The sequence below is a fragment of the uncultured Roseibium sp. genome (assembly GCF_963675095.2).
Taxonomy (GTDB): domain Bacteria; phylum Pseudomonadota; class Alphaproteobacteria; order Rhizobiales; family Stappiaceae; genus Roseibium.
Genome location: NZ_CAXXSJ010000009.1, coordinates 17,589 through 43,010, shown reverse-complemented (window position 1 = coordinate 43,010; position 25,422 = coordinate 17,589). Strand labels below are relative to the sequence as shown.

The 25,422-nt window shown below is 61.8% G+C and carries 19 protein-coding genes and 1 pseudogene; 13 read left to right on the top strand and 7 right to left on the bottom strand.

The features are described from left to right. Positions 1–150 precede the first annotated feature (150 nt). From ABIN98_RS03970 to ABIN98_RS03945, 6 genes are all read left to right on the top strand, one after another. Positions 151–1,956 (top strand): ATP-binding protein, encoded by a 1,806-nt coding sequence (locus tag ABIN98_RS03970; RefSeq protein ID WP_346907597.1) that lies wholly within the window; start codon positions 151–153, stop codon positions 1,954–1,956. Further along, positions 1,953–3,347 carry a sigma-54 dependent transcriptional regulator gene (locus ABIN98_RS03965; protein ID WP_346907595.1) on the top strand — a complete coding sequence of 465 codons (1,395 nt, stop codon included), beginning with the start codon at positions 1,953–1,955 and terminating at the stop codon, positions 3,345–3,347. The genes ABIN98_RS03970 and ABIN98_RS03965 overlap by 4 nt, the downstream gene beginning before the upstream one ends. Positions 3,348–3,714: 367 nt before the next feature. After that, the gene (locus ABIN98_RS03960) at positions 3,715–4,155 is read left to right on the top strand and encodes an isoprenylcysteine carboxylmethyltransferase family protein (protein WP_346907593.1); all 441 of its coding nucleotides are present in this window, start codon (positions 3,715–3,717) and stop codon (positions 4,153–4,155) included. A gap of 273 nt (positions 4,156–4,428) precedes the next feature. Beyond that, the gene (locus tag ABIN98_RS03955; RefSeq protein ID WP_346907591.1) at positions 4,429–5,451 is read left to right on the top strand and encodes a C4-dicarboxylate TRAP transporter substrate-binding protein; all 1,023 of its coding nucleotides are present in this window, start codon (positions 4,429–4,431) and stop codon (positions 5,449–5,451) included. Between the two features lie 81 nt (positions 5,452–5,532). After that, entirely contained in the window at positions 5,533–6,168 is a 636-nt protein-coding gene (locus tag ABIN98_RS03950; RefSeq protein WP_346907589.1) for a TRAP transporter small permease, read from the top strand. Further along, the gene (locus tag ABIN98_RS03945; protein WP_346907587.1) at positions 6,165–7,553 is read left to right on the top strand and encodes a TRAP transporter large permease; all 1,389 of its coding nucleotides are present in this window, start codon (positions 6,165–6,167) and stop codon (positions 7,551–7,553) included. Before ABIN98_RS03950 ends, ABIN98_RS03945 begins: the two co-directional genes overlap by 4 nt. A 348-nt stretch (positions 7,554–7,901) precedes the next feature. On the opposite strand, the gene xseA is transcribed toward ABIN98_RS03945, so the two are convergent. Continuing rightward, positions 7,902–9,464: an exodeoxyribonuclease VII large subunit gene (gene xseA, locus ABIN98_RS03940; protein ID WP_346907585.1), complete on the bottom strand. Its 1,563-nt coding sequence runs from the start codon at positions 9,462–9,464 to the stop codon at positions 7,902–7,904. Between the two features lie 48 nt (positions 9,465–9,512). Next, positions 9,513–11,204: a SulP family inorganic anion transporter gene (locus ABIN98_RS03935; RefSeq protein ID WP_346907655.1), complete on the bottom strand. Its 1,692-nt coding sequence runs from the start codon at positions 11,202–11,204 to the stop codon at positions 9,513–9,515. A 430-nt stretch (positions 11,205–11,634) separates the two neighbouring features. On the opposite strand from ABIN98_RS03935, the pseudogene ABIN98_RS03930 reads away from it, so the two are divergent. The 5 genes and pseudogenes from ABIN98_RS03930 (at position 11,635) to ABIN98_RS03910 (ending at position 19,303) form a co-directional block, all read left to right on the top strand. Continuing rightward, a pseudogene (locus tag ABIN98_RS03930) lies at positions 11,635–12,767 on the top strand (efflux RND transporter periplasmic adaptor subunit). 1 nt (position 12,768) lies between these two features. Continuing rightward, positions 12,769–15,849, top strand: a complete 3,081-nt coding sequence (locus tag ABIN98_RS03925) for an efflux RND transporter permease subunit (RefSeq protein ID WP_346907583.1) — start codon at positions 12,769–12,771, stop codon at positions 15,847–15,849. Between the two features lie 119 nt (positions 15,850–15,968). Further along, positions 15,969–16,727 carry a 16S rRNA (uracil(1498)-N(3))-methyltransferase gene (locus ABIN98_RS03920; RefSeq protein ID WP_346907581.1) on the top strand — a complete coding sequence of 253 codons (759 nt, stop codon included), beginning with the start codon at positions 15,969–15,971 and terminating at the stop codon, positions 16,725–16,727. 301 nt (positions 16,728–17,028) lie between these two features. Then, positions 17,029–18,402 (top strand): glutamate--cysteine ligase, encoded by a 1,374-nt coding sequence (locus tag ABIN98_RS03915; protein WP_346907579.1) that lies wholly within the window; start codon positions 17,029–17,031, stop codon positions 18,400–18,402. Positions 18,403–18,514: 112 nt separating this feature from the next. After that, positions 18,515–19,303 (top strand): hypothetical protein, encoded by a 789-nt coding sequence (locus ABIN98_RS03910; RefSeq protein ID WP_346907577.1) that lies wholly within the window; start codon positions 18,515–18,517, stop codon positions 19,301–19,303. Between the two features lie 76 nt (positions 19,304–19,379). On the opposite strand, the gene ABIN98_RS03905 is transcribed toward ABIN98_RS03910, so the two are convergent. Then, positions 19,380–19,721, bottom strand: coding sequence for a DUF1127 domain-containing protein (locus ABIN98_RS03905; protein WP_346907576.1), 342 nt, complete (start codon positions 19,719–19,721; stop codon positions 19,380–19,382). Positions 19,722–20,081: 360 nt separating this feature from the next. On the opposite strand from ABIN98_RS03905, the gene ABIN98_RS03900 reads away from it, so the two are divergent. Beyond that, a complete protein-coding gene (locus tag ABIN98_RS03900; protein WP_346907574.1) occupies positions 20,082–20,963 on the top strand; it encodes a LysR substrate-binding domain-containing protein in 882 nt (293 codons plus the stop codon). 5 nt (positions 20,964–20,968) lie between these two features. On the opposite strand, the gene ABIN98_RS03895 is transcribed toward ABIN98_RS03900, so the two are convergent. Together ABIN98_RS03895 and ABIN98_RS03890 are read right to left on the bottom strand one after the other, a co-directional pair. Next, positions 20,969–21,886, bottom strand: a complete 918-nt coding sequence (locus ABIN98_RS03895; protein WP_346907572.1) for a DMT family transporter — start codon at positions 21,884–21,886, stop codon at positions 20,969–20,971. 95 nt (positions 21,887–21,981) lie between these two features. Continuing rightward, positions 21,982–22,623 carry a hypothetical protein gene (locus ABIN98_RS03890; RefSeq protein WP_346907570.1) on the bottom strand — a complete coding sequence of 214 codons (642 nt, stop codon included), beginning with the start codon at positions 22,621–22,623 and terminating at the stop codon, positions 21,982–21,984. An 85-nt stretch (positions 22,624–22,708) separates the two neighbouring features. Here ABIN98_RS03890 and ABIN98_RS03885 point away from each other — a divergent pair, with 85 nt between their 5' ends. Continuing rightward, the gene (locus ABIN98_RS03885) at positions 22,709–23,416 is read left to right on the top strand and encodes a type 1 glutamine amidotransferase (RefSeq protein WP_346907568.1); all 708 of its coding nucleotides are present in this window, start codon (positions 22,709–22,711) and stop codon (positions 23,414–23,416) included. An 18-nt stretch (positions 23,417–23,434) separates the two neighbouring features. Here the strand turns inward: ABIN98_RS03885 and ABIN98_RS03880 are convergent, their stop codons facing one another. Next, positions 23,435–24,571: an alpha-hydroxy acid oxidase gene (locus ABIN98_RS03880; RefSeq protein WP_346907566.1), complete on the bottom strand. Its 1,137-nt coding sequence runs from the start codon at positions 24,569–24,571 to the stop codon at positions 23,435–23,437. Positions 24,572–24,597: 26 nt separating this feature from the next. Beyond that, positions 24,598–25,395 carry an FCD domain-containing protein gene (locus ABIN98_RS03875; protein WP_346907565.1) on the bottom strand — a complete coding sequence of 266 codons (798 nt, stop codon included), beginning with the start codon at positions 25,393–25,395 and terminating at the stop codon, positions 24,598–24,600. Between the last annotated feature and the right edge of the window lie 27 nt (positions 25,396–25,422).

Below are 25,422 nucleotides of genomic sequence, written 5' to 3'. Positions count from 1 at the left end.
TCCTGCGCTCGCTCTTACGCTCATTCCAACCTTCCCTGTCAAACAGAATGAGCAAAATTAGTGGGACCTGACCCTAACCGGACGCTGGAGCCATTGTCCATGATCTCCTTTCCGGTTTGCGGCCTTGATCCAAACAGGACATAAGAAAGCATGAGGACCCGTTTCATTCTTCTGGCCCTGCCGCCGCTTGTCTTGCTGCTGATCGCTGCCGTCATCGTGCAGCTGATCGCGGCGCGGGACGAGGAGAGCGCCGATCGCAAGGCGTCCGAACGGTTGACCCTTTATCGCCAGACCATCCTCGGGGAATACGACAAGTACCGCTATCTGCCTTACGTACTGGCGCGCGATCCGCGGGCGACCATCGTTTTGAACATGCAGCAGACGACGGAATCCGCAAACCGGTTCCTGGAGGAGATGGCGGAGAACTCAGGGGCCTATCTGCTCTATGTCATGAACACGGACGGCAACACATTGGCCGCCAGCAACTGGCAGGACGAACTGTCCCTGGTCGGACGCAACTACGGGTTCCGGCCTTATTTCCAGGCAGCCATGGCCGGAGAGGAAGGCCGTTTCTTCGCCATCGGCGCGACCATCGGTGAACCGGGGTTGTTCCTGTCGCGACCGACGCCGGTCGAAGGCACGCCGCGTGGCGTCGCCGTGGTCAAGGTCGACATGCAGCCGCTGGAGCGGGCCTGGGCGGAAGGCGGCGAGATCGTCTTTGCCTCCGATGCCAACGGGGTGATCATCCTCTCCAGCGTGTCCGAATGGCGTTACAAGGCGTTGCATGCGCTCAGCGACGGCGTCCTGGAGAAAATCCGCCAGACCCGCCAGTTTGCGGGTCTGCCGCTGGAGCCGCTGTCGGATGCATCCAGTACTGCGGAAAACGTCCTGTCGATCGACGGGCGCAGCTACCGCCACAACCAGGCCGATGTCGGCCTGCTCGGCTGGAGGTTGCATTTCCTTGTCCCCGTCGCGGAGACGAAAGAGAACCTCTGGCCGGTCTGGGTATCGGCCTTCGGTCTCAGTCTGCTTTATGCGGTCGGGGTGCTGGTGTTCCGGGGCAGGGCGTTGCGCCGGGCCTCTGCTCTGCTGCGTCAGGAATCGGAAGAACTGCGGGAACTGAACCTGCGGCTGACCGATGAGGTCGAGGAACGCAAACGCATCGAACGCGAGCTGATCAAGGCCCAGGAAGGGCTTGCGCGGTCGAGCCGTCTTGCCGCCGTCGGCCAGATGTCGGCGGCCGTCGCCCATGAACTGAACCAGCCTCTTGCGGCCTTGCGCATGTTCGTCGCCGGTACCCGCAAGTTCCTGGAAAAGCTGAACATCGAGGCGGCGCGGGAAAACCTGTCTGAAATCGACGCTCTGCAGCACCGCATGGCGGCGCTGACCCAGGAGCTGAAACGGTTCGCGCGGCCGGCGGAAAGCCGGATCGAGTCGATCGACCTGAAGGAAAACATCCGCGCTGCCGCCAAGATTGCCCTGCCGCGGTTCGAGGAAACCGGGGTCGAGCTTACGGTAGACTTGCCGGAGGAACCGCTCCGTTTGGAAACGGCGCCGCTGCCGGTCGAGCAGGTTCTGTTGAACCTGCTACGCAATGGTGCGGACGCCGCGTCCCAGGTTGCGGACGGCAAGGTGAGGTTGGAAGCCCAGCGGCTGGAGGAGGCCGTCGTTATCAAGGTGTCCGACAACGGCGCCGGTGTTCCGGAGGAAATCCGGGAAAAGATCTTTGATCCGTTCTTCACCACAAAACTGAGCAGCGGCGGCCTCGGTCTCGGGCTCTCCATTTCCGGGCGGATTGCGGAAGACATCGGCGGCTCCCTGGCGGTCGCGACCAACGACTTCGGCGGAGCGACCTTCACCCTGTCTCTGCCGGCCGCGCGCGAGGTCCAGCCCAGGCGCGATCGCCAGCGCGATAAGATCGGCGAAACCAACGTGGAGGAGGTTCCCGCGGAATGACCGCGCCACAAGCACAGGCCCCGGTTCTGATCGTCGATGACGACCCCTCCATGCGCGCGGCCTTGCGTCAATGGATGGGACTGGCGGACTTCAGCCCGATTGAAACTGCGAGCGCCCAGGAGGCAATCGGCAAGATTTCCTCCGGCTTCCCGGGATGTGTCGTCTCCGACGTGATGCTGCAGGGAGAAGACGGGGTCAGTCTGATGCGCCGGATCGGGGAGATCGACGCGGAAATCCCCGTGATCCTGATCACCGGCCATGGCGATGTCCCCATGGCCGTCGAGGCGATGCGCAACGGCGCCTATGATTTCGTCGAAAAGCCGTTCGATCCGGACAACATGGCCGAGATTGTTCGCCGCGCCGTAGAAAAGCGTACCCTCGTTCTGGAAAACCGGGCGCTGACCCGGCGCCTGGAGGATGGCTCGAGCCTGGAAAGCAGGCTTCTCGGCAACAGTCCGTCGATGCGGGCCCTGCGCGAGAGGATCCTGCATTTCGCCTCGACCGATGCCGCCGTGCTGATCACCGGAGAAACCGGGACGGGCAAGGAACTCGTCGCCCAGGCGTTGCATGATTTCGGCAGCCGGAAGAACGGCCCCTTCGTTGGGATCAATGCAGCGGCCCTGCCGGACACCATGGTCGAGGCGGAGCTGTTCGGCCACGAGGCCGGGGCCTTCACCGGCGCGGACCGGATGCGGCCGGGACGGATCGAGGCGGCCCATGGCGGCGTCCTCTTTCTGGATGAAATCGTGTCGATGCCGATGAGCCTGCAGCCGAAGCTTCTGCGTGTGCTCCAGGAAAAGCAGGTCGACAGGATCGGTGGGCGCAAGCCGGTGCCGGTCGATATTCGCATCGTCAGTGCGGCGAATGTCGATCCGCGCGAGGCGGTCGCCACAAAGGCCCTGCGCGAGGATCTTCTGTTCCGCCTGAACACCATTGAAATCACCATCCCGCCTCTGCGGGACCGGGGCAGTGATTGCCTTGTGCTGTTCGACACGTTCGTCAACCGGTTCGCAGCCCAATACGGACTGAAGCGCCCCGAAACGAGCGCCCGCGACGAGGCCTTTTTGCAGACCTATGCCTGGCCGGGCAATGTCCGCGAACTCAGAAATGCGGCCGAGCGTTTCGTGCTGAATGCCGGTGTCGGGCGCCAGCCGCTGGAAACGCTCGTAACCGGTAACAACGCTGCGGAAGAGATCGGCGAAGGCGAGACCTTGCGCACGATCATGGACAATTACGAACGCAATATCATCGCCAGCGCCTTGCGTCGGCACGACGGCCGGATTGCCGCCGTAATGGAGGAACTCGGCGTTCCGCGCCGGACGCTGAACGAAAAGATGACCCGTCTCGGCCTGACCCGCCCGAAGGCCGGGCTGACGGTCTCTGACGATTAAGACACGTCCCCTCAAAGGGGAGGTGGCGCAGCAGGAAACGAGAAGCAGTCCGCGGCCAGGTCACTCCAGACGGAGGAACGATATGCAACCGAAAACAGGTGATCCAGGCGCGGTTCAGACCGCAACCTCCCGTGAGTGGTTTCGCCTGATCGTCGTCCATCTTGCCATACCGCTGATCCTTCTGGCCTGCGGAGGAGATGTCCGCTGGTGGCAGGCCTGGGTCTTTCTCCTGCTTTTCTTTACAGCAGGTGTCGGTGGGCGCGTCTGGGCAGAAGGACGGCATCCGGGGTTGTTGGTGGAGCGAGACCGAACCCTGTCGCAGAAGACATCTGGTGTGAAAGGATGGGACAAAGTCCTTGGACCGCTCATGGCCCTGACCCTTTCCTTCCCTTTGGTCATCGTGGCGGGGCTGGATCACCGCTTTGGCTGGTCGCCCGAGTTCCCAACATGGCTGAATATCGGCGGTCTCTTTCTGATTGCGCTTGGATACGCCTTTGCAGCGTGGGCTTTGGCGGAAAACCGTTTTTTCTCCAGCCTGATGCGCATCCAGACCGATCGGGGACACGCGGTATGTGACAGCGGCCCGTATCGGGTCGTCCGGCACCCGGGATATGCCGGAAATCTTCTGGCGCTGCCCGGCATTGTGTTGGCCCTTGGGTCTGCATGGACACTCATACCGGTTGCGGTCGCGCTGCTCGTCGCCGTGATCAGAACCGCATTCGAAGATCGCGCACTTCAGGAAGAACTGCCGGGATATCGGGAATACACACGCCGCGTGCGATATCGGTTGTTTCCCGGCATTTACTAGGAACGGGGCTCTGGCGCCTTTGTCCTGAAACGGAAGGCTCCGGCAAGATTCCGCCCATGGGGAAACTGTATCGGCAAGAAATCGCCGATTGACGGAGGCGGCATAGACGTGCTGCCATCCGAAACTGCGGGGTTTCGGGGAAAACCCCGCCTTGTCACGTGTTGGCACGGGACATGCTAAATAATTCCCTAGCTGGATGCGGGCTGAAGCTGCAGGAGGTAGCGTCGCCGGGACATCCAGACTGAAGAGCACTCACTATCTGGGAGGATACACATGCTCACTGTTCGCAAGTTCGCGACCGCTGCATCCGTAGCTGTCTTGGGGATGGTCTTCGCCACCGAAACCTTCGCTGCCGACGTCACCTGGAACGTATCCGTCTGGGGCAAGCGCCGCGCCTTCACCGAGCACATTGAATACCTGGCAGAGAAGGTCGCCGAAAAGACCGGCGGCAAATTCGAAGTCAAGATCGCTTACGGCGAGGCGCTTTCGAAGTCGCGCGAAAACCTGGACGGGATTTCCTTCGGGGCTTTCGAAATGGCCCAGATCTGCGCTTCCTACCATGCCGACAAGAACCCGACCCTGACGGTCCTCGAACTGCCGTTCCTGGGCGTGAAGGACCTGGACGCGGAAGTGAAGGTCAGCGAAGCGGTTTACCAGCACCCGGCGGTCAAGAAGGATCTTGCCCGGTGGAACGCACAGGTTCTGATGCCCTCGCCGATGCCGCAGTACAACTTCATCGGCAACGGCGACGCTCCGACGTCACCGAAGGACTTCGAAGGCATGCGGGTTCGCGCGCTGGGCGGGATCGGTAACCTGATGTCCGCAGTCGGCGCCGTTCCGACCACGGTGACGGCTTCGGAAACCTACCAGGCCATGGAATCCGGCACGGTCCGCGCCGCGTCCTTTGCGCCCCATGCCCACCTGGCATTCAAGACGGTGGAAGTCGGCACCTGGTGGACCGCCAACATGAACCCGGGAACGGTACAGTGCCCGGTGGTCGTGAACACCGACGCCTATAACGCCCTGCCGGACGATCTCCGCACGGCCTTGGACGAAACCGTCCCGGGAGCGGTCGATCATTATCTGGCGACCTATGCCAAGGTCTATGACCGGTGGTGGCCGGACCTGGAAAAGCGCAACATCAAGCAGATCGAATTCTCCGCAGAAGATCTTGCGGCCCTGCGCGCCAAGGCTGCCCCGATTCACGAACAGTGGGTCAAGGACATGGATGCCAAGGGCATTCCGGGCCAGGAACTGCTGGATCTGGTGAACACGACGCTCGGCAACGACGGCTGACCGGCCGAGAGCTCGAACAAACCAGTCGATCTTACAACCTCCGGCGTTTTTACGCCGGAGGCCTTCCTTGGGCGTATAAAAATGAACACTCCAGAACGGTCCGTCGCGACCGCAGAGGCGCCGCGTTACATCGTGTTCGATGGTGTCCTCGCCAGGATAGAAAACGGTTTCAATCTGATCGCCGCGGCCAGTATCCTGCTCTTGATGCTCATGGCCGTCGTGCAGATCTTCGGTCGCACCTTCCTCAATCAGCCCATTCCGGGGTTCATTGACATCACCGAACAGGGGATGGCCGTGTTCACCTTCATGGGGATTGCCTACTGCCAGCGTGTGGGCGGGCACATCCGTATGGAAATCCTGCTGGGCAAGCTCAAGGGCCGTGCACTCTGGACGGCCGAATTCTTCGGGGTATTCATCATTTTCCTGGTGGTCTGCGGACTCATCTACGGCTCCTGGTTCCATTTCGAACGGTCCTGGGGTATCGGCGATTCCACCATTGACGTCGGGCTGCCCACCTGGCCGTCGAAACTGCTCGTTCCGGTCGCTCTGACCCTGCTCGCTCTCCGGCTGCTGTTGCAGCTCTACGGCTATTGGCGGCTGATCGCGGATCCGACACGTACGCCCCTTGCGGTTCCACTCATCATGGATGTCAAGGAAGCGGCACAACATGAAATCGAGGAAGCCTTCGGCGAAGACGACGGGGAGACTTCCCGATGACACCATTTGAAGTTGGATTGCTGATGACCGGCGTGCTGCTGGTCCTCGTGCTCATCGGCGTACGGGTTGCCTTCGCCGCCGCCTTTGTCGGGCTGACCGGCCTGATCATCATCTTCTCCATGCGCATGGGCTTTGAAAGAGGCGTCATCACCGCGTTGAAGATGGCGGGCACCGTGCCCCATTCAAAGTCGGTCACCTATTCCCTGTCGGTCCTGCCGACCTTCATCCTGATCGGCTTTCTCGCGTTCTACGCGGGGTTGACCAAGCAATTGTTCGATGCGGCCAAGAAGTGGCTTGGCTGGATGCCGGGCGGCATGGCCGTCGGCACCGTGTTCGCGACCGCCGGGTTCGCGGCCGTATCCGGCGCCAGCGTGGCGACCGCCGCCGTGTTTGCCCGTGTCGCCATTCCGGAAATGCTGGCGGTGGGCTATTCCAAGCGTCTGGCATCGGCCGTGGTTGCGGCCGGCGGCACGCTTGCCTCGCTGATCCCGCCCTCCGCGATCCTGGTGATCTACGCGATCCTCGTGGAGCAATCGGTCGGAAAACTGCTCATCGCGGGCTTCCTGCCGGGGCTTTACTCGGCGCTGATCTACATCCTGATCATCGTCGGCATGGCGGCCTGGCGCGGCGACGCGCCGGCGATCAAGGGGTACACCTGGTCGGAGCGCTTTGCGTCTATCCCGGGAACGTTTCCGATCTTTGCGGTGGTGGCCGTGATCTTCATCGGTCTGTTCGGCATCGACATCGGCGGCTACCAGTTCGCCGCGACGCCGACGGAAGCCGGTGCCCTCGGCGCCTTTGTCGTCCTGATCACTGCTTTCGTGAAGGGGATGCGCGGCAAGCAGCTGGGCCAGGCCCTGCACGAAACCGCCAAGCTCACGGTGATGATCTTCACTCTGATCTGGGGCGTGCTGGTCTATGTGCGCTTCCTCGGCTTTGCCGGTCTGCCGGATGCGTTCCGGGATTTCATCGTCAGCCTGCCGCACGATCCGATGTTGACGATGATCCTCATTCTGTGCGCCTACGCGGTACTCGGCATGTTCATCGATGCCATCGGGATGCTCGTCCTGACCCTGCCAGTGGTCTATCCGGCGGTCATGGCGCTCAACGGTGGCGAGGGCGTCAGTGCCGCGGACAGCACGCTCGGCATGTCCGGCGAGGCGTGTTCGATCTGGTTCGGCATTCTGGTGGTGAAAATGGCGGAGCTCTGCCTGATCACGCCTCCGATCGGCCTGAACTGTTTCGTGGTCGCGGGTGTGAGGCCGGACATTCCGGTTCAGGAAGTGTTCCGCGGCTGCGTCCCGTTCTTCGTCGCAGACATCATCACGATCGGCGGCCTGCTGGCCTTCCCGTCAATCATCACCTGGCTGCCGTCGCTGATGTAGTCGGGGAGCCGGAAACTGAAATGAAGGCCGCGCCGGGAAACTGGCACGGTCTTTTTTCGTTATGCCGATGATGTCATAGGTTTGCGTACTAAAAATATACGATCGCCACCATTGTTGCGAACATTATGAGGAGAAAAGCTATGTTTGATGCAATTAATTGAAAAGCATAGCGTTTTATCAAGGGTAGATTTATGAAAAGGTGGTCGCTATTCTTCTTCTCGCGGCGATAGGACTTTGTGCCGAAATACGCGACTGTATAGGCGATCACTAAGCCTGTGATCAGTATGAGCCAGTCTGTCGTTGTTTGAATTTTTTCATTCATCGTCAGTCTCCGAAAAGACCGTGGATTTAAAACAGGCTGCCCTGCGAGGTCGGCCCTTTGGCTTCTGACGTTGCCGGCTTCTTCGCTTTCTTCGCCGGACCAGCGGAGCCGGATGTGGCGACCGCATCGATGGTTCCGTCGGCAAGCTCGATGCTGAGCGCATCGCCGGAAGAAATCGCGCTCGCGGAACGCACCGGCTGGCCCTTGTCGTCGCGCAGGAGGGCGTAGCCCCGGGCGAGCACGTCCTTGTAGGACAGCGATTTCAAGAGCTTCTCCAGCCCGTCCAGACGATCGCGCGATTTCGTCAGCCGGATGGCATAGGCCCGGTCCATACGCTCAGACAGGCCGGACAGGCGCTCGTTGCCGATGGTGATCTGATGCTTGAGCCGGATCGGCGTCAGCCGGTCGGAGATGGCCACATAGCCCTGGCGCTTCTGCCGGACGGCGACCTGAAGCGCGCGGCCCTGGCGTTCGCCGAAGCCGTCCAGCTGATCGCGCGCCTTGGTGGTGACGCGGGCAAGCAGGAACGGCGACAGGCGGCCGGCCGCGTTCTGATAGGTGCTGCGATGGCTGCGGGTGTTGACGATCAGCGACCGTTCCAGGCTGCCGGCGGCGGTGTCGAAACGCTGGCGGGGCAGGGCGAGCAGGTCGCGCGGAGCAGGCAGCGCGGCGCCGGCCGCGCGCAGTTCCGTGCGCCGGTTGGCGATGAGGCGATTGAGGCCGGAGAAGAGGCGCCGCGACAGGTCGTCGGTCATGGCCATCAGGTCGGCCTTGACCGGCACGGCGATTTCCGCGGCTCCCGTCGGGGTCGGTGCGCGTACGTCGGCGGCCAGATCGATCAGCGTCCAGTCGGTCTCGTGGCCAACCGCGGAAATCAGCGGAATGTGGCTCTCCGCCGCCGCCCGCACGACCGCTTCCTCGTTGAAGCCCCACAGATCCTCGATACTGCCGCCGCCGCGGGCGACGATCAGGAGATCGGGGCGGGGGATCGGGCCGCCGGGGGCAAGCGCATTGAAACCGCGAATGCCGTTTGCCACTTCCGCGCCGCAGGTCTCGCCCTGCACACGGACCGGCCAGACGAGCACGTGCAGCGGAAAGCGGTCGGAAATCCGGTGCAGGATATCGCGGATGACGGCGCCGCTCGGCGAGGTGACGACGCCGATGACGCGCGGCAGGCTCGGCAGGAGCTGCTTGCGCTCCTCGGCGAACAGGCCTTCGGCGGCGAGTTTCCGCTTGCGTTCTTCCAGCAACGCCATGAGCGCACCGGCGCCCGCGGGCTCCAGCGCGTCGATCACCATCTGGTATTTCGACTGGCCGGGGAAGGTGGTGATCTTGCCGGTGGCGATCACTTCCAGGCCCTGTTCCGGCTGGATTTTCAGCTTGGAGGCGACGCCACGCCAGATCACGCCGGACAGGACTGACCGGTCGTCTTTCAGGTCAAGGTAGATATGGCCGGATCCGGGCCGGGAAATGCGGCCCAGCTCACCGCGCACCCGCACATAGCCGAAGGTATCCTCCATCGTCTTCTTGATGGAGAAGGAGATTTCGGAGACCGAATACTCGGCGACATTGGAAGCGGAGTCTGACAAGGCTGATTCCCTCTGATCCCTGAAAACTGGCCGTCCCTGAGGATCGGGTCAAGAGGTGGGGCTATCGGGCGCCTGCGGTTTGCCCGCCTTGATGTAAGACAGGACCTCGCCGACGGTGGAAAAGACGATGCTTTTGCCGAAGGTGTGGATCAGTTGCCGACGGCTGCGGGAAGACGGGTCGTCCAGCGTATGGGCGAACAGCAACTCGATGCCGTCGCCGGCAAGATCCGTCTGGATTTTCTTCAGCGCTTCCAGGGCCGTGAAGTCGATGTCGTCGACGCAGGAGAAGTCGATGCAGAAATACCGCAGGCCTTTCGGGACAGGCGTAACCAGGTCCCTGATCTGCGCGGTCATGAGTTCCGCATTGGCGTAATACATGGAGTGCGTGAACCGGTAGACCATCAGGTCGGGAGACGCCATGGCGCGGGTCTTGAGCGGTTGAACCTGCCAGGTTTCGGTGGTTTCGGGCGTGAGCAGGACGTTGACCGGATGATAGCCGTGCCTGGTATGGACGATCAGGGACAGGACGATCGCCAGCACGATGCCCGGACCGACGCCGGCAAGCACCACCACGAGGATGGTTACAGCGGAGACCCAGAATTCGGGCCGGCGCGCGCGATAGATCTCCTTGAGCCCCTTGATGTCGATCAGGTCGATGCCGATCAGAAATACGAGGGCGGAGAGGGCGGCTTCCGGCAGGTAGGCCAGGATTTCGGTGAAAAACAGCAGGACCAGGACGACGATCCCGACCGTCACCAGCATGGAAAGCTGGCTCCGGCCGCCGGCGCTTTCCACGATCCGGCTCTTGGTCGGACTGCCGTTGACGACGAAGGTTCCCGTCAGCCCGGCGCCGAGATTGGCCAGCCCCAGGGCGCGAAGGTCCATGCCTTCGTCCAGCGTCTCGCCGTATCTGGTGGCATAGGCGCGGGCGGTGGCAGCACTCTGGGCGAGGATCACCACCAGCATGGCGAGCGCGACCGGGCCGAGTTGCCAGATGAGCGCAAACGACCAGTCGATGTTTGGCAGCGTCAGGTTAGGAAGTCCGCCGGGCACGCTGCCAACAACAGCAACAGCGTTGCGAAAGTCGAAGACCCAGCTGACGAGCGTGATCAGCCCCAGTGCGACGATCGCGCCCGGGAAGGAGCGGGAAAGGGCCTTGAAACCAAGGATCAGAATCAGGGCGCTCAGGGAAATGCCTGCGGCCTGAAGGTTCAGGGACGACAGCAACGGCAGAAGCAGGGAGAGTTTTTCCAGCCCGCTGGCATGCGGGATGGTCAGGCCGAGCATGCCGGATAGAGAATTCATGGCGACCTGTATCCCGACGCCCGTCAGGAAACCGACCAGAACCGTCCGGGAAAGGAAATCGGCCATGAAACCGAGGCGGGCCACGCTTGCAACCAGCACCAGCACGCCCACCATCAGCGCGATCAGACCCGCCAGCGCGACATAATCGGCCGAGCCGGTTGCGGCCAGGCCCGCGAGGCTGGTTGCCAGGATCGCGGCGGTCGCCGAATCCGCGCCCACCACGAGGTGCCGCGATGATCCGAGTAGCGCGAACAGCGCCATCGGCAGCAGCATGGTATAGAGCCCGGTGATCACCGGCGTGCCGGCGATCTTGGTGTAACCCATCACTTCGGGGATCGCGACGGCGGCCAGGGTCAGTCCGGCAAGGATCTCCGGCAGGATCCGGTTTTTTCCGACAGGAAGGACGCCGGCGAAAAGCCACCGTTTCAGGTTCATTCCGGACAAGATGGGCTCCTCTTGCGGAGCGGGTAAATGTTTGACCGCAATGTCATCTTGGCTGAAGGAGGAAAAAAAACAACTCCGGCGGCGAAGGTTTGGGGCCGTATGTGGACCACCGCAAGGGGATGTCACGGAGCTGGATATTGCTGCGCGCGAAAGAAATGAACGCCTTTTTACCCAAGAAGGATTTTATAAGGGTCCCATACCTTTTCAATAGACAAAAGGCGCACTATTTAGGGGTCAACTCAGGTTCCGCCGCTTCCTCCCGGTGGCGGAACGAGGCATCACAGTATTGTCGCCTACGGGCGCCGCGGCCATCGGCTCCGGCGCCCGTAGGCGTGGAATTTTTGCATAGACCCAATGCCTGCGCGACAGTTTCGAACCTGTCGGACTTTATCGAGCGGGCGCGGTCGGACGGATAAGGTTCATGATCAAGCGTTTCATCATCGCCATCATTCTGATCGTACTGATCTGCGGCGGACTGGTCGGCTTCAATCTGTTCAAGGAACAGAAGATCGCCGAGTTTTTCGCCAACCGGCCGAGGCCGACGGTCACGGTTTCCACCGTGAAGGCGGAAGCTGAAACGTGGAAACCCGGCATCGAGGCGATCGGAACGGTTGGAGCGCGCCAGGGCGTCGATGTGGCGTCGCGGGCGGCCGGGATCGTGACTGAAATCCTGTTCAAGGCCAACGATCAGATCGAAAAGGGCCAGATGCTGGTCCAGCTCGACGACGAGGAAGAGCAGGCGACCCTGATTGCGGCCAAGGCCAATGAGTCGCGCGATAGCCAGGCGCTGAAGCGCGCGACCACGCTGGTCGACAGGGGCGTCAGTTCGACCTCTGCCCTGGACGATGCCAAGGCCGCTCTCGATGCCTCCCGGTCCGTCATGGAACGGGTCAAGGCGCAGATCAACCTGAAGAAGATCCGGGCGCCGTTTTCCGGCACCATCGGCATTCCGAAGATCGACGTCGGCGAATATCTGCCGGCCGGAACGGTCATCGCCACGTTGCAGGATCTCAAGGTCATGAAGGTCGACTTCACGGTCGCTGAACAGCGTCTCAGTGAAGTCCACATCGGTCAGGCGCTTCACCTGGGCCTTGCCGAGGATGCCATGGGCTATGAAGGCAAGATCACCGGCATTGACCCGAAGATCGATCCCCAGTCGCGCCTGGTCTCGATCCAGGCGGAAGTCAACAATTCCGACGGGGCCCTGCGCCCGGGCCAGTTCGCCTTCGTCCGCATCGACCTGCCGCAGGAAGACGGCATCATCGCGCTGCCCCAAACGGCGGTCGTCCAGAGTCTTTATGGCACCTACGTCTATCGGGTTGCCGAAGACGAGAGTGCTTCGGCGGGTGAGGACGGCAAGAAAAAGCTGGTGGCCCGCCAGGTGTTCGTGAAGATCGGCCGCCGCTTCGGTGGCAAGATCGAGATCACCGAAGGCGTGAAGCCGGGCGATCTGATCGTGTCCGCCGCGGTCAGAACAAGCTGACGGTCGGCAGCCCCGTGACCATCGACAACACGGTCAATCCGGTCGACGCCACCGAAAAACCGGGAGCCTGATGTGAATTTCTCGGAGATTTTCATCCGCCGACCGGTTCTGTCCACGGTCGTCAGCCTGCTGATCCTGCTGCTTGGCGCGCAGGGCATCGTGAACATGAATGTCCGCCAGTATCCCAAGGTCGAGGAAACGGTGATCACCATCACCACCGTGTTCGTCGGCGCGGGCCCGGACCTCGTCCAGGGCTTCATCACGACGCCGATCGCCAAGGCGGTCGGATCGGCGGAAGGCGTCGACTATGTCAGTTCGACGAGTGCGCTCGGCCTGTCGACGGTGTCCGTTCACATGCGCCTCAACACCGATCCGGACAAGGCCCTGACCGAAGTCATCTCCAAGGTTCAGGAAGTCCGGGGTGATCTGCCGGACGAGGCCAAGGATCCGGTCATCAAGAAGGGCACCGGACGGTCCTTTGCGATCATGTATCTCTCGGTCCTGTCCGACAGCATGTCGCCGCAGCAGATTACCGAGTTCGTCTCCCGCGTGATCCAGCCGCAGCTGTCGGTGGTCGACGGCGTGGCCGACGCCCAGATCCTGGGCGAGCAGACCTTCGCCATGCGCATCTGGATCGATCCGATCAAGCTGGCCTCGCGCGGTGTCACCGCGGCCGAAGTGCTGGCCGCGGTCCAGGGGGCGAACTTCCTGTCCGCGCCGGGCAAGACGGAAGGCGAATATGTCGCCTACCAGATCGCCGCGAAGACGACGCTGCAGACCCCGGAAGCCTTCGGGGCATTGCCGGTTAGCGGAGAAGGCACGGAGGTCGTCCGTCTCAGGGACGTTGCCGACGTCACCCTCGGCAGCGAGAGCACGGACGTCCGCGTGTCCTTCAACGGTCAGCAGGGCGTGTTCCTGGGTATCATGCCGACGCCGTCCGCCAACCCGCTCGATACCGCCGCCGGCGTGCGGGCGGAGCTGCCGCGGCTGCAGGCGAACATGCCCAAGGGCACGTCGATCCAGGTGGTCTACGATTCCACCAAGTTCATTTCCGCCTCCATCGAGGAAGTGTTCAAGACCATCGGCGAAGCCGTCGTGATCGTTGTTCTGGTGATCCTGCTGTTCCTGGGCTCCTTCCGGGCCGTGCTGGTGCCGATCGTGACCATTCCATTGTCTCTGATCGGGGTCTGTTTCTTCCTCTGGGCGCTCGATTACTCGCTCAACACGCTGACGCTCCTGGCCATGGTGCTTGCGATCGGTCTCGTGGTGGACGACGCCATCGTGGTGGTTGAAAACATCCACCGGCATCTGGAGGACGGGCTCAAACCGATGCAGGCGGCGATTGTCGGCATGCGTGAGATCTTCGGTCCCGTGGTGGCCATGACCATCACGCTCGGTGCCGTTTATGCGCCGATCGGCTTCACCCAAGGGCTGACCGGAGCGCTGTTCCGGGAATTCGCCTTCACGCTGGCAGGCGCCGTGTTCATCTCCGGTTTCGTCGCCGTCACCCTGTCGCCGATGATGTCGGCCCGCCTTCTGTCGGCCCACGGCAGCCGGTTCCAGACCTTTATCGACAAGGTGTTCACGAAACTCACCAACTGGTACGGACGGCGCCTGAACTTCTCGCTCGACTACAAGCCGGTGACGCTCCTCATCGTGGTGTCGCTGCTGGCGACGTCAGCGTTCCTTTTCCTGAAGACGTCGAGCGAACTGGCGCCGGACGAGGACCAGGGCGCGCTGTTTGCCATGGTGACCGCGCCGCAATACGCCACGGCCGATTACACCCAGCTCTACACCAACCAGTTCTACGACATGACGGACGACGTTCCTGGTGTCGAGGCACGGTTCCAGATCGTTGGAACGGGCGCGACCAATTCCGCCTTCGCCATCTGGGCGCTGAAGCCATGGGGCGAGCGTGAACAATCCCAGGAACAGATCAAGGGGATGATCCAGGGGCGGATCTCGAAATCGGCGGGCGTACAGGCCTTCGTCTTCGCACCGCCTTCGCTTCCCGGGTCCGGCGGTGGCCTGCCGATCCAGCTTGTGCTGCAGACGACCGGATCGGCCGAACAGGTCTACGAGATCGCCGAAGAGGTCAAGAACAAGGCGATGGCGTCGGGCAAGTTCATCGTGGTCCAGAACTCCATGTCCTTCGAAAAACCGCAGGCCACGATCCTGATCGACCGTGAGCGCGCGGCCGCGCTGGGTGTTCCGGTTTCCACCATCGGGGGCACGCTGAACATTCTGGTCGGCAATGCGAGCGTATCCAAGTTCGACCGGGACGGCCGCTCCTATGACATCATTCCCCAGGTGTCGAAGGCCTACCGGATGAACCCGGATCTGCTCGGCGATTTCTATGTCCGTTCCGCGAGCGGAGACATGGTGCCTCTGGCGGCGGTGGTGAAGGTCTCGATCGGGGCAACCTCCGTTTCCATCGAGCAGTTCAACCAGCTGAACTCGGCGACGATTTCGGCGCTGCCGTTGCCGACGGTCACCACCGGCGACGGCCTTGCCGAACTGCAGCAGATCGCGAACGAGGCGATGCCGTCCGGCTTCTTCCTCGACTATGCCGGCCAGTCGCGGCTCGAGGTGCAACAGGGCAATACGATCCTGATCGCCTTCGCGCTGGCGGTGATCGTGATCTATCTGGTCCTGGCGGCTCAGTTCGAAAGCTTCCGCGATCCGTTCATCATCATGATGACGGTACCGCTGTCGATCTTCGGCGCCCTTGTGCCGCTGAACCTCGGCCTCGGCACGCTGAACATCTACACCCAGGTCGGTCTGATCACCCTCGTGGGGCTGATCACCAAGCACGGCATCCTGATGGTCGAGTTCGCCAATGCGCAGCGTGAGCATCACGGTATGTCGAAGCGCGAGGCGATCGTCGAGGCGGCCCGGGAGCGGTTGCGGCCGATCCTGATGACGACCGGAGCCATGGTGCTCGGCGTCCTGCCGCTGGTCATCGCGGAAGGGGCAGGGGCTGCCGCCCGCTACTCCATCGGCCTGGTGATCTTCACCGGCATGTCCATCGGGACGCTGTTCACCCTGTTTGTCGTACCGATGTTCTACATGTACGTCGGCCATGCGGATAAGGCCCCGGTCGAGGACGAAGCCGAACCGGCGGAAGCGCCAAACGCTGGACAACACGCCTGATTTCGGACGCCGGCCTTTTGGGCCGGCGTTCGCGTTTCGAAAGAGATCTTCCACAGTCCGGGGGGATGTGACCCGGCCGGCCATTGAATTCGGCTCCGGTCACACCTTACTTTGGTTTCATGTCCAGATACGACTTCAAAATGCAGCGTCTGTTCGTTCGCCCGCTTCTTGCCCACGGCGCTTCGATAGAAGCCGACCGCAGTCAGGCGAACTATCTTCTCAATGTCCTGCGCCTCAAGGACACCGACCGGATCCTCGTCTTCAATGGCAGGGATGGTGAGTGGCTTGCGGAAATCGTCGCGACCGGACGCAAGGCCTGCCTGCTGAAGCTGGTGGAGCAGGTGCGTGAGCAGACGACCGCCATCGACCTGCACTATCTCTTTGCCCCGCTGAAACATGCGCGCCTGGATTACATGGTGCAGAAAGCGGTCGAAATGGGAGCCGGCAGCCTCAGGCCTGTGATGACCCAGTACACCCAGGCGAGCCGGGTCAATCTGGAGCGTATGGAAGCCAATATCATCGAGGCGGCCGAACAATGCGGCGTCATTGCCGTGCCGAAAGTTCTGGAGCCGATGGCGCTGAAGGATCTCCTCTCCGCATGGGAGGAAACGCAACCGGGCCGGCGTCTGCTGTTCTGCGATGAAGGCGAGGAAACCCAGAACCCGCTTCAGGCGCTTGCGGATCTGGCGGATCGGGGACCGGCTCCTCTTGCCGTCCTGATCGGGCCGGAAGGCGGGTTCTCGCCGGAGGAAAGAGAGCTTCTACGCGCCCAGAGCTTCGTCACGCCGATCCCGCTTGGCCCACGGATACTGCGGGCCGACACTGCCGCGGTGGCCGCGCTGGCGATCGTTCAAGCAACCCTTGGTGACTGGGGCTGACGCCCCTCGGAGTCGTTGCGATGAACCCGGAAACAGGCGCATTCGGCGAGGGTCTGAGACATCCGGACAACGCTGGAACCGGCAAGGAACCGTCGGCCTTGCGGCCGCAATTTGCCAGCGGCGGTCTTCAGAATTGCGTGAGTTCAAATCCGCTCCATAGGTCTGCCTTGCGTTTCGGACCAAACGGTCCTAAATGCCAGCAGTCGTTCGATGTTCACGAGAACGAAATGACTCACCGCGTATGTGCATGGCCCATCGATTGGCTATTGTATGCACCGACTTGAAATTGAGGACAGTCTGAATGGCTCGCGACACCGTCGATTCGACGCCGATTGAAGGCACTGCTGCGCTTGCCGCGACGCTAGAGGAAGGCTGCAAGCCGGCTGAACGGTTCCGGATCGGAACCGAGCACGAGAAATTCGGTTTCCACCAGTCCGATCTGTCCCCGATTCCCTATGGCGGACCGCAGGGCGTCGAGGCGGTTCTCACGGGTATGGAAAAGCTGCTCGGCTGGGAACGGATCGAGGATGCGGGCAAGATCATCGGCTTGGCCGATCCGGTCGGTGGCGGAGCCATTTCCATCGAACCGGGTGGACAGTTCGAGCTGTCGGGCGCCCCGCTCGACAACCTGCATGAAACCTGCCGCGAGACGAACGCGCATCTGGCGCAGGTCCGCCAGGTCGCCGATCCGATGGGCGTCGGCTTTCTGGGAACGGGCATGACGCCGACATGGCGCCGCGAAGACGTTCCGGCCATGCCGAAGTCGCGTTACGAGATCATGACCCGCTATATGCCGAAAGTCGGCAGCCTCGGGCTGGACATGATGTACCGGACCTCGACCATTCAGGTGAACCTGGACTTTTCCTCCGAAGCCGATATGGCGCTGAAGATGCGGGTCGGCCTGGCCCTGCAGCCGATCGCGACCGCGATCTTCGCCAATTCGCCGTTCACCGACGGCAAGCCCAACGGCTTCAAATCCTTCCGCGCGCAGATCTGGACCGACACGGATGCGGACCGCACGGGTGACCTTCCCTTTGCCTTCGAAGACGGTTTCGGCTTCGAGGACTATGTCGAATGGGCCATCGACGTGCCGATGTATTTCGTCAAGCGTGGCGATGCCTATCACGATGTCACCGGCACCACCTTCCGCGAGTTCATGAACGGGGCGCTTGAAGGCCGCATTCCGGATGCGCGTCCGAATCTCGGAGACTGGAACAACCATCTCTCCACCCTGTTCCCGGATGTGCGCCTGAAGAAATACATCGAGATGCGCGGTGCCGACGGCGGCCCCTGGCGCCGGATTTGCGCCTTGCCGGCCTTCTGGGTCGGCCTGCTCTATGACGATGGCATTCTCGATCAGGCCTGGCAGCTGGTGAAGGACTGGACCCGCGAAGAGCGGGCCGCCTTGCGGGCAGGCGTTCCCAAGGACGCCCTGCAGACCGCTTTCCGGTCCGGCACCGTCCTGAATATCGCCAAGGAAGCCCTGGCGCTTTCCAGCGAAGGCTTGAAGCGGCGCGCCCGTTTGAGTGACGGTGATCTGGACGAACGGGTACACCTGGCGCCGATCGAGGAAGGTCTGGCGGCCGGCATGTGTCCGGCCGACGTCCTGCTGCAACGTTACAACGGCAGCTGGAATGGCGATCTCAGCCACATCTTTAAGGAATATGCTTATTAGGGTCTGATCCCTGAACATTCGCTATTTTCGCAGTTGATGAAAAACCGCGAATTGACCTGAGCGAGCCGAACGCCGATCATGCGGATTGGCGAAACGTTTCAGGGCTTTGGCGATGGCAGATGATTCCGGCTTCACTTATCCGTTTGATCTGGCGGCTGTCGCAGAAGACATGCGGCAGCGTTTCGGCTGGACGAACCAGGACCTGAGCGATGCTATGTCCCGCCTGATGCCCGCCGCGATGGCCGGCTTCCGGCATTTCGGACCGCAGTCGCTGTCGCCCTTCCGGGCACCGGCGGCGGAGCCGATCAATTTCTTCGATCCGCTGAAACTGTTCGGCAAGACCGGGCAGGACTTCTCGAACGAACAGCTGTCGCCGTTCTTCGGACCTGAATTCGTGCGCAAGGCGGTCGCCGAACAGATTGCCCAGGCAACCGGGCTGCAACAGAAGGCGGTTCAGGAAATGATGCCTGTCGCCGCGACCCTGGCCATGTCGCAGGTCGTCAGGCCTTATCTGCACGGTGAGGCTCAGGAGCTTCTGGATGCCTTCGTGCGGGGGTTCGTGCGGGGACGGCCGAAGCCGGTTCCCAAGCCGATGGATTACGTCCAGGGCTATGCGGAGGCGGTCAATGCCTTCTGGTCCCAATTCCTCAAGCCTCTGCAACGCACGGAAACGGAAGAGGCTCATCCGGAAGAAGAGGACGAACTCGAAGCCGACTTCGATACGGAGGAGGAAGACGCCATCGTCGATGACGGCGAAACCGTGGACCAGGCTGAGGGGTCCGAATTCGATGCCATGATGGCGAACTGGATGGCCGCGGGCCGGGACTTTCAGTCAAGTCAGTTCGAGGCCTTCGACAACTTCTTCAATCGTGCCGCCCGCGATTTGGGGAACTCGAAATAAAAAAAAGGCCCGCCGGGGGTGGCGGGCCAGTGAGGTGTCAGCACAGGTGCCGACGGGGCTGCAGTAGCAGATCGGATCAGGCGGCCAGTTTGGGCTTACGCTCTGAAAACTTGATGACAGTGCTCTCCGGAGCGTCCGGATTGGTGCCGAGTTCGGTCGGCAAACGGTCCTGGACAATCGGACGGAAGCTCACGCGCTTCTCGTCCGCCCAGCCGTTCAAAACGGGAGTCGGGTCGACGAAGAGAGGAAGCTGTAAGGCGCGACGAACATCGCCTCGAGTCAGGCCGATGTCCTCGAGTTGGCTGTCCGACATCTCGTACAATTTGACGATCTCGCGCCGGTTTTTAAAAGTGCGCCATGCACAGGCAATCGCATGGCCGATGGTTGCAGTCAGGCTCAGTCTTGCAAAATGCGTCATGGCAAAATTCTCCTGTTACCGGCAAACGGCGTTTGCAGGTTCTCTCGGCGCCGGCGCTGCGGCGGTTCGTCTTCTTGGGACAATTGGAAGATGGCGCATTCGCTTTCATATATCCAACGAATGTTTTTTATTGGAACAATCACATATCGTTATGAATTAATAAGTACATGAAATTAAAAAGAAAAAACTCTTTCTAGTTTGGTTTTGTCGGGTAAAATCCATACAATTTTCTCAAGTCCGCCTTGGCGGTGATGCCTTCCTGCGGGTAGGCACGTCCCCCTCTTGGTGTGCAAACGCTCTTGATGTATAATGCCTAAACAATCAAAATCTCTTATATGAACACCAGTCGGCAGGTCTCTCATGAATCATGTGCTGGACATCGATCAGCTGCGGACGTTCCTGGCGATCGCGGAACTCGGAAGCTTCACCAAGGCCGGGGAAGCCGTGCACAAGACCCAGTCGGCGGTGTCCATGCAGATGCGCCGTCTGGAAGAGCGTCTCGGCCTGCCGATCTTCGCCAAGGACGGGCGGCAGTCCCGCCTGACGGAAGACGGGCAGCGCCTCTTGGAATATGCCCGGCGCATGATCAGCCTCAACGACGAGACCCTGTCCGCATTCGGCAACCGCAAGGAAGTCGGACAGGTGAAGCTGGGTGTCCCCGACGATTATGCTGATCGCCTGCTGCCCCAGGTTCTGGCGGCTTTCAACCGGCTCAATCCGTCGATCGAAATCCAGGTGGAATGCGCTGGTAGCACACGCCTGGGCACAGAGATCCACGAGGGCAAGCTCGACGTGGCCATCGTCACCTCCGACGACCAGTCGGAATCCCGGGGAGAAGTCATTCGCCGCGAGCCTCTTTACTGGGTGTCCTCCAGCCAGCATTGCGCCCATGCCATGGACGTGATCCGGTTGGCGGTCGGACCGTCGACCTGTTCCTGGCGGCGTCTGTCCATGGAGGCTCTCGACCGGGTCGACCGATCCTACAAGGTCGCCTATGTCAGCTCCAGCGCGTCGGCGCTGGTCGGGGCCGTGCAGGCGGGGCTGGCCGTCACGGTATTCCCGGAAAGCGCGGTCCGTGACGGCATGCGCATTCTGGAGGAAAAGGACGGTTTTCCGGCACTGCCACCTTGCGAGATCAGCCTGTTGCGGTCCGTATCCGCGCGCCAGCCGATGCACGACACCTTGTGCAATCACATCGTCGCGGCCATCGGCAACGTGGCGAACCAGATGGCTGCGGAATAGATCCGCTAGCGCTTCCTCAGCATCATGACATTGCCGGTCAGCACCAGAAGCAGGCCGGCAAGGCCGCCGCCCGTCCAGTGGTAACCCTCAAACACGGTCGAAACCGCCAGGGCGATGACGGGAAAGATGACCGTGGCATAGCCGGCACGCGCCGAGCCGATGCGGCCGAGTAGCCGCAGATAGGAGGCAAAGGCGATCACCGAGGCGATCACGGCGAGATAGACGAGGCTGCCGAGATACGTGACGGTCCACTCTACGGTAAAGCTGTTGCCCCTGACAGCGGCGAAGACCCCGAGAAAGACGGCACCGTAAAACATGCCCCAGGTCGTTGCCGGCGTGACCGTAATGCCCGTCCGCTGTGTCGAGGCCGACAGCATGTTGCCCAGGCAGAAGGAAACCGTTCCGAGCGTGCACAGCAGCAGTCCAAGGGCTGCCTGATAATCGATGTCCGCGCCCATGATTTGCGGCCAGAACATCAAGGCAACCCCGGTAAAGCCGATCAGGCCGGCTGCGAGCGTGGCAAGCCCCGGTTTTTGCCGGAACAGGACGAAGGCCAGGAACAGGTTGAAAACGGATGTCAGCGAGAACACCACTGCAAGCAGACCGGACGGCAGTAGCTGGGCGCCGTAGTAAAATAAGGTGAAGTTTGTCGAGAAGATCAAGGCGCCGAGCCCGGCGAACCGAATATGTGCCCGCCAGCCGAACCGGAGGTCGTGTCTCCGGTAGAGGCTCCAGCCGAACATCACGGCTGCGGACAGCACGAACCGCCAGAAGACGGAGACTTCGGGCGCAACAACTCCGACCTGCCCCTTCATGGCAATCCAACTGAAGCCCCAGGCAAGGACGGTGGCGCCATAGAGGCCGTAGTCGGTGGCCGTCAGAACCGGCTCCCGGCTGGTGTCAATGGACGTGGAAACGGACATGAAGATCCCGGTCAGATGTGCAGGATGCAATCTGCGCCCGAAATCGTTTCAATACAAATGATTGTTCGTGATCGATTGATCAGAGAATTTGAACATTACCGGAGCGCTGTGCGGGCACTCGGATGCCAGTGCGGCCGGTAGCCGTTGGCGAGCGTTTCGCATATGGATTTCGGTGTCAGGACTGTGACGTCTCCTTTTGGCCGGGGCTTCGTCGAGGAGCTGTATCCGTCCACCGTCCATGCGATCAAGTCGCCGTCAAAGAGCGCATAAGGCACGTCGTCGATCTCGACGAAGGTGCCGTCCGGAAGATCCGCAAGGCGGGCCAGAAAGTGTCGCTGCCCCCGTCCGTCAAGCCGGTCTTTCTGCAGGAGTAGATCCATGGCGCCAGCGGAGGCCGCGCCTTGCTTCAACCGGTCCCGGGGAAAGGCCTGGGCAAAGGCTTTGGCGTCTTCTCTGCGGCACTCGAAGCAGGGGCGATGTCCGGAGGCAAGCGCGGTCGGCTCGTCCAGAAAAAACAGTTCCGTGTAGCCGTCGCCCATGATCTCTCGGCTCCGGCCCTTGAAATCGGTGACGCAGCAGATCCAGCGCCGTGAGGCCCAACGTCGATTGGTCAGGGTTTTGGTTTCCGGATCATGGATCCGGCCGCCCCGGTTGCCCATGAACAGGCCGCGTGCGGGCGTGGCGATGATCTCGCCGGTCGGCGTGACCCGGTTTTGCAGGGGTGTGCTTGCGGACATTGCGGGCCTTCAAGGAAAGTCTCGCCGGATGCGGTGCAGTCTATCATGATACGTGAAGAGAATCAGTAATCTGGAGCTGCCGGCCATGTCCGTCCTGGTGATTGAAAACTATCCGGATGCCCCGATGGGCAATGTCGGCCGGGCCCTCGACCAAGCCGGGGTCACCTATGACATCGTGCAGGCCCATGCCGGTGAGCCGGTGCCCGAAACGGTCGCGGGACGATCCGGGCTCGTCGTCCTGGGCGGCTCCCAGAATGCGCTCGACGACGAAGGCTATCCCTTCCTACCGATAGTCTGCGGTCTCATCAGGAACTTCCACGAACAAGACAAACCGGTACTCGGCATTTGCCTGGGGTCCCAGCTGATTGCGCGGGCGTTCGGCGCTGAGAACATTCTGGACCGTCCGATCGAGTTCGGCTGGCACGAGGTGCGGGCAGTCGACACGGCGGGCGACGATCCGATCGGCCGCATTCTGGCCGAAGGCTCGCCGATCTTCCATTGGCACACGGACACCTTTTCCTTACCGGAAGGCGCCGTGCATTTGGCCAGCAGCGATGCCACGCCGCATCAGGCCTTCCGGCTGGGCCGCGCCACTTATGCGACCCAGTTTCATTTCGAGGTGGCGCTGCCGGAGGTCAAGCTGTGGTCGGAGCTGTTCTCCGAACGGATCCAGGACCACGATCCCGACTGGCCGCAACGCTTCGCTGAGGAGGCGAACCGACACGCGGCCGCGTCCGACCGGACCGGGCAGGCGATCGCCGAAGCATGGGTCGCGCTGCTCGATCGGTCGTAAGTTAAGGATTCCGGGCCTTCAGAGCACCAGGTTGTGCCGGCCCACCTTGGTGATGTCGGTTTCGCCGCACAGGCCCATGGTCACATCCAGTTCTTTGCGGATGATCTCCAGTGCCTTGGTCACACCCGGCCTGCCCATAGCGCCGAGGCCGTAGATGTAGGAGCGGCCGATGAAGGTGCTCTTCGCCCCCATGGCGATGGCCTTGAAGACGTCCTGACCGGAGCGGATGCCGCCGTCCATATAGACCTCGATCTTGTCGCCGACCGCATCGGCGATCTCCTTCAGAACGTCGTAGGAGGCCTGCGCACCGTCGAGCTGGCGGCCGCCGTGATTGGAGACGATGATCCCGTCTGCGCCGGTTCCAACGGCGATCTTGGCGTCTTCCACGTCGTTGATGCCCTTCAGGATCAGCTTGCGGTTCCAGTGCTTCTTGACCCATTCCACCGACGACCAGTCGAGGGTCGGGTCGAACTGGCTGTTGGTCCATTCCGCGAGCGAGGACATGTCCTCCACGCCCTTGACGTGGCCGTGGATGTTGCCGAACTGGCGCCGCTTGGTCTGCAGCATGTTCCAGCACCAGCGCGGCTTGAAGGCGAGATCGAGCAGAACCGGCAGCGTCGGCTTCGGCGGGGTCGACAGGCCGTTCTTGATGTCCCGGTGCCGTTGCCCCAGAACCTGAAGGTCAAGCGTGAGCACGAGGGCGGAGCAGCCGGCGTTGAGCGCCCGGGTCATCAGCGATTCCGAAAAGCCGCGGTCGCGCATCACATAGAGCTGGAACCAGAACGGCCGTGTCGTATGTTCCGCCACATCCTCGATGGAGCAGACGCTCATCGTGGTCAGCGTGAACGGCACGCCGAATTGCTCGGCCGCCTGGGCCGCGAGAATTTCCCCGTCGGCATGCTGCATGCCGGTGAGGCCGACCGGGGCAAGCGCCACCGGCATGGACACATCCTCGCCGATCATGGTCGTCTTGAGGCTGCGGTTGTCGATGTTGACCGCGACCCGCTGGCGCAGCTTCTGGCGCTGAAAGGCGGCTTCGTTGTCGTAATAGGTGCTCTGCGTAAAGGAGCCGGTGTCCGCATATTCATAGAACATCTTCGGGACACGGCGTCTGGCGAGGGCTTGCAGATCGGCAATGCAGGTAACGGCGGACATGGGCTTTCCTCGATTGGTCTGGAAATCTAACTTTTAATGGTGGCAGTGCGATTTTGGCCTGGAGTCTGGCGGCGCTGTTTCAGCCGGAGGTCGGCAACCTCCTGCCAGCCTTCGGCGCGTTCCGCCTCCTTCAAGGCGGCGGCAACGAAATCGATATGGTCGTGGGACGCCTGGCGCGCCCCGTCGGGGTCGCCGGCGAGGATGCGATCGACGATCTGCTTGTGCTGTTCCAGGACGGTGCGACGCGCGGTCGGATGGTGATAGAGCCTCTGGCGATTGTAGAAGACACCGTTTTCCAGAAGCCGGTAGCACGAGCGCAGGGCGTGCAGCAGGATGATGTTGTGCGCCGCTTCGCCGACCGCATGATGCAGTTCCACATCGAGCCCAACTTCTCGCTGCGCATCGCCGCTCTCGTAAGCCGCGTCCATCTGGGCGAGAATATCGCTCAGGATCTTGCGATCCGAGGCAGTGGCCCGCTCGGCTGCATGGGCTGCCGCGGTGCCTTCCATGTCGCGCCGGAATTCCAGATAGTCGGCGATCGCCGCCGGATGACGCTCGATCAGCGCTATGATCGGTTCGGAAAAGATCGGCCCGATGACATCGGCGACGAAGGTGCCGCCGCCCTGCCGGCTGGTCAGCAGCCCGCGCTCCTCCAGGAGCTTCAGCGCCTCCCGCAGGACGGGACGGGAGACATCGATCTCACCCGCCAGTTCCCGTTCCGGCGGCAGCCGGTCGCCCGGTCGGAGCACACCGTTGAGGATCAGCTCCTCGATCTGCTGCACGACGGCGTCGGCGGTCCTCAGAGATGGCGCCTTTCGGAACATGGCTTGTGCCTGCTGTTGATACTCGTA

What these genes read in the sequence shown, in the direction of transcription:
- ABIN98_RS03955 (WP_346907591.1), top strand. Translation starts at nt 4,429, where the DNA reads ATGCTCACTGTTCGCAAGTTCGCGACCGCTGCATCCGTAGCTGTCTTG.
- ABIN98_RS03970 (WP_346907597.1), top strand. Translation starts at nt 151, where the DNA reads ATGAGGACCCGTTTCATTCTTCTGGCCCTGCCGCCGCTTGTCTTGCTG.
- ABIN98_RS03905 (WP_346907576.1), bottom strand. Translation starts at nt 19,721, where the DNA reads ATGACGCATTTTGCAAGACTGAGCCTGACTGCAACCATCGGCCATGCG.
- ABIN98_RS03915 (WP_346907579.1), top strand. Translation starts at nt 17,029, where the DNA reads ATGGCTCGCGACACCGTCGATTCGACGCCGATTGAAGGCACTGCTGCG.
- ABIN98_RS03960 (WP_346907593.1), top strand. Translation starts at nt 3,715, where the DNA reads ATGGCCCTGACCCTTTCCTTCCCTTTGGTCATCGTGGCGGGGCTGGAT.
- ABIN98_RS03965 (WP_346907595.1), top strand. Translation starts at nt 1,953, where the DNA reads ATGACCGCGCCACAAGCACAGGCCCCGGTTCTGATCGTCGATGACGAC.
- ABIN98_RS03875 (WP_346907565.1), bottom strand. Translation starts at nt 25,395, where the DNA reads ATGTTCCGAAAGGCGCCATCTCTGAGGACCGCCGACGCCGTCGTGCAG.
- ABIN98_RS03950 (WP_346907589.1), top strand. Translation starts at nt 5,533, where the DNA reads ATGAACACTCCAGAACGGTCCGTCGCGACCGCAGAGGCGCCGCGTTAC.
- ABIN98_RS03895 (WP_346907572.1), bottom strand. Translation starts at nt 21,886, where the DNA reads ATGTCCGTTTCCACGTCCATTGACACCAGCCGGGAGCCGGTTCTGACG.
- ABIN98_RS03910 (WP_346907577.1), top strand. Translation starts at nt 18,515, where the DNA reads ATGGCAGATGATTCCGGCTTCACTTATCCGTTTGATCTGGCGGCTGTC.
- ABIN98_RS03890 (WP_346907570.1), bottom strand. Translation starts at nt 22,623, where the DNA reads ATGTCCGCAAGCACACCCCTGCAAAACCGGGTCACGCCGACCGGCGAG.
- ABIN98_RS03880 (WP_346907566.1), bottom strand. Translation starts at nt 24,571, where the DNA reads ATGTCCGCCGTTACCTGCATTGCCGATCTGCAAGCCCTCGCCAGACGC.
- ABIN98_RS03945 (WP_346907587.1), top strand. Translation starts at nt 6,165, where the DNA reads ATGACACCATTTGAAGTTGGATTGCTGATGACCGGCGTGCTGCTGGTC.
- ABIN98_RS03900 (WP_346907574.1), top strand. Translation starts at nt 20,082, where the DNA reads ATGAATCATGTGCTGGACATCGATCAGCTGCGGACGTTCCTGGCGATC.
- ABIN98_RS03935 (WP_346907655.1), bottom strand. Translation starts at nt 11,204, where the DNA reads ATGAACCTGAAACGGTGGCTTTTCGCCGGCGTCCTTCCTGTCGGAAAA.
- ABIN98_RS03920 (WP_346907581.1), top strand. Translation starts at nt 15,969, where the DNA reads ATGTCCAGATACGACTTCAAAATGCAGCGTCTGTTCGTTCGCCCGCTT.
- ABIN98_RS03885 (WP_346907568.1), top strand. Translation starts at nt 22,709, where the DNA reads ATGTCCGTCCTGGTGATTGAAAACTATCCGGATGCCCCGATGGGCAAT.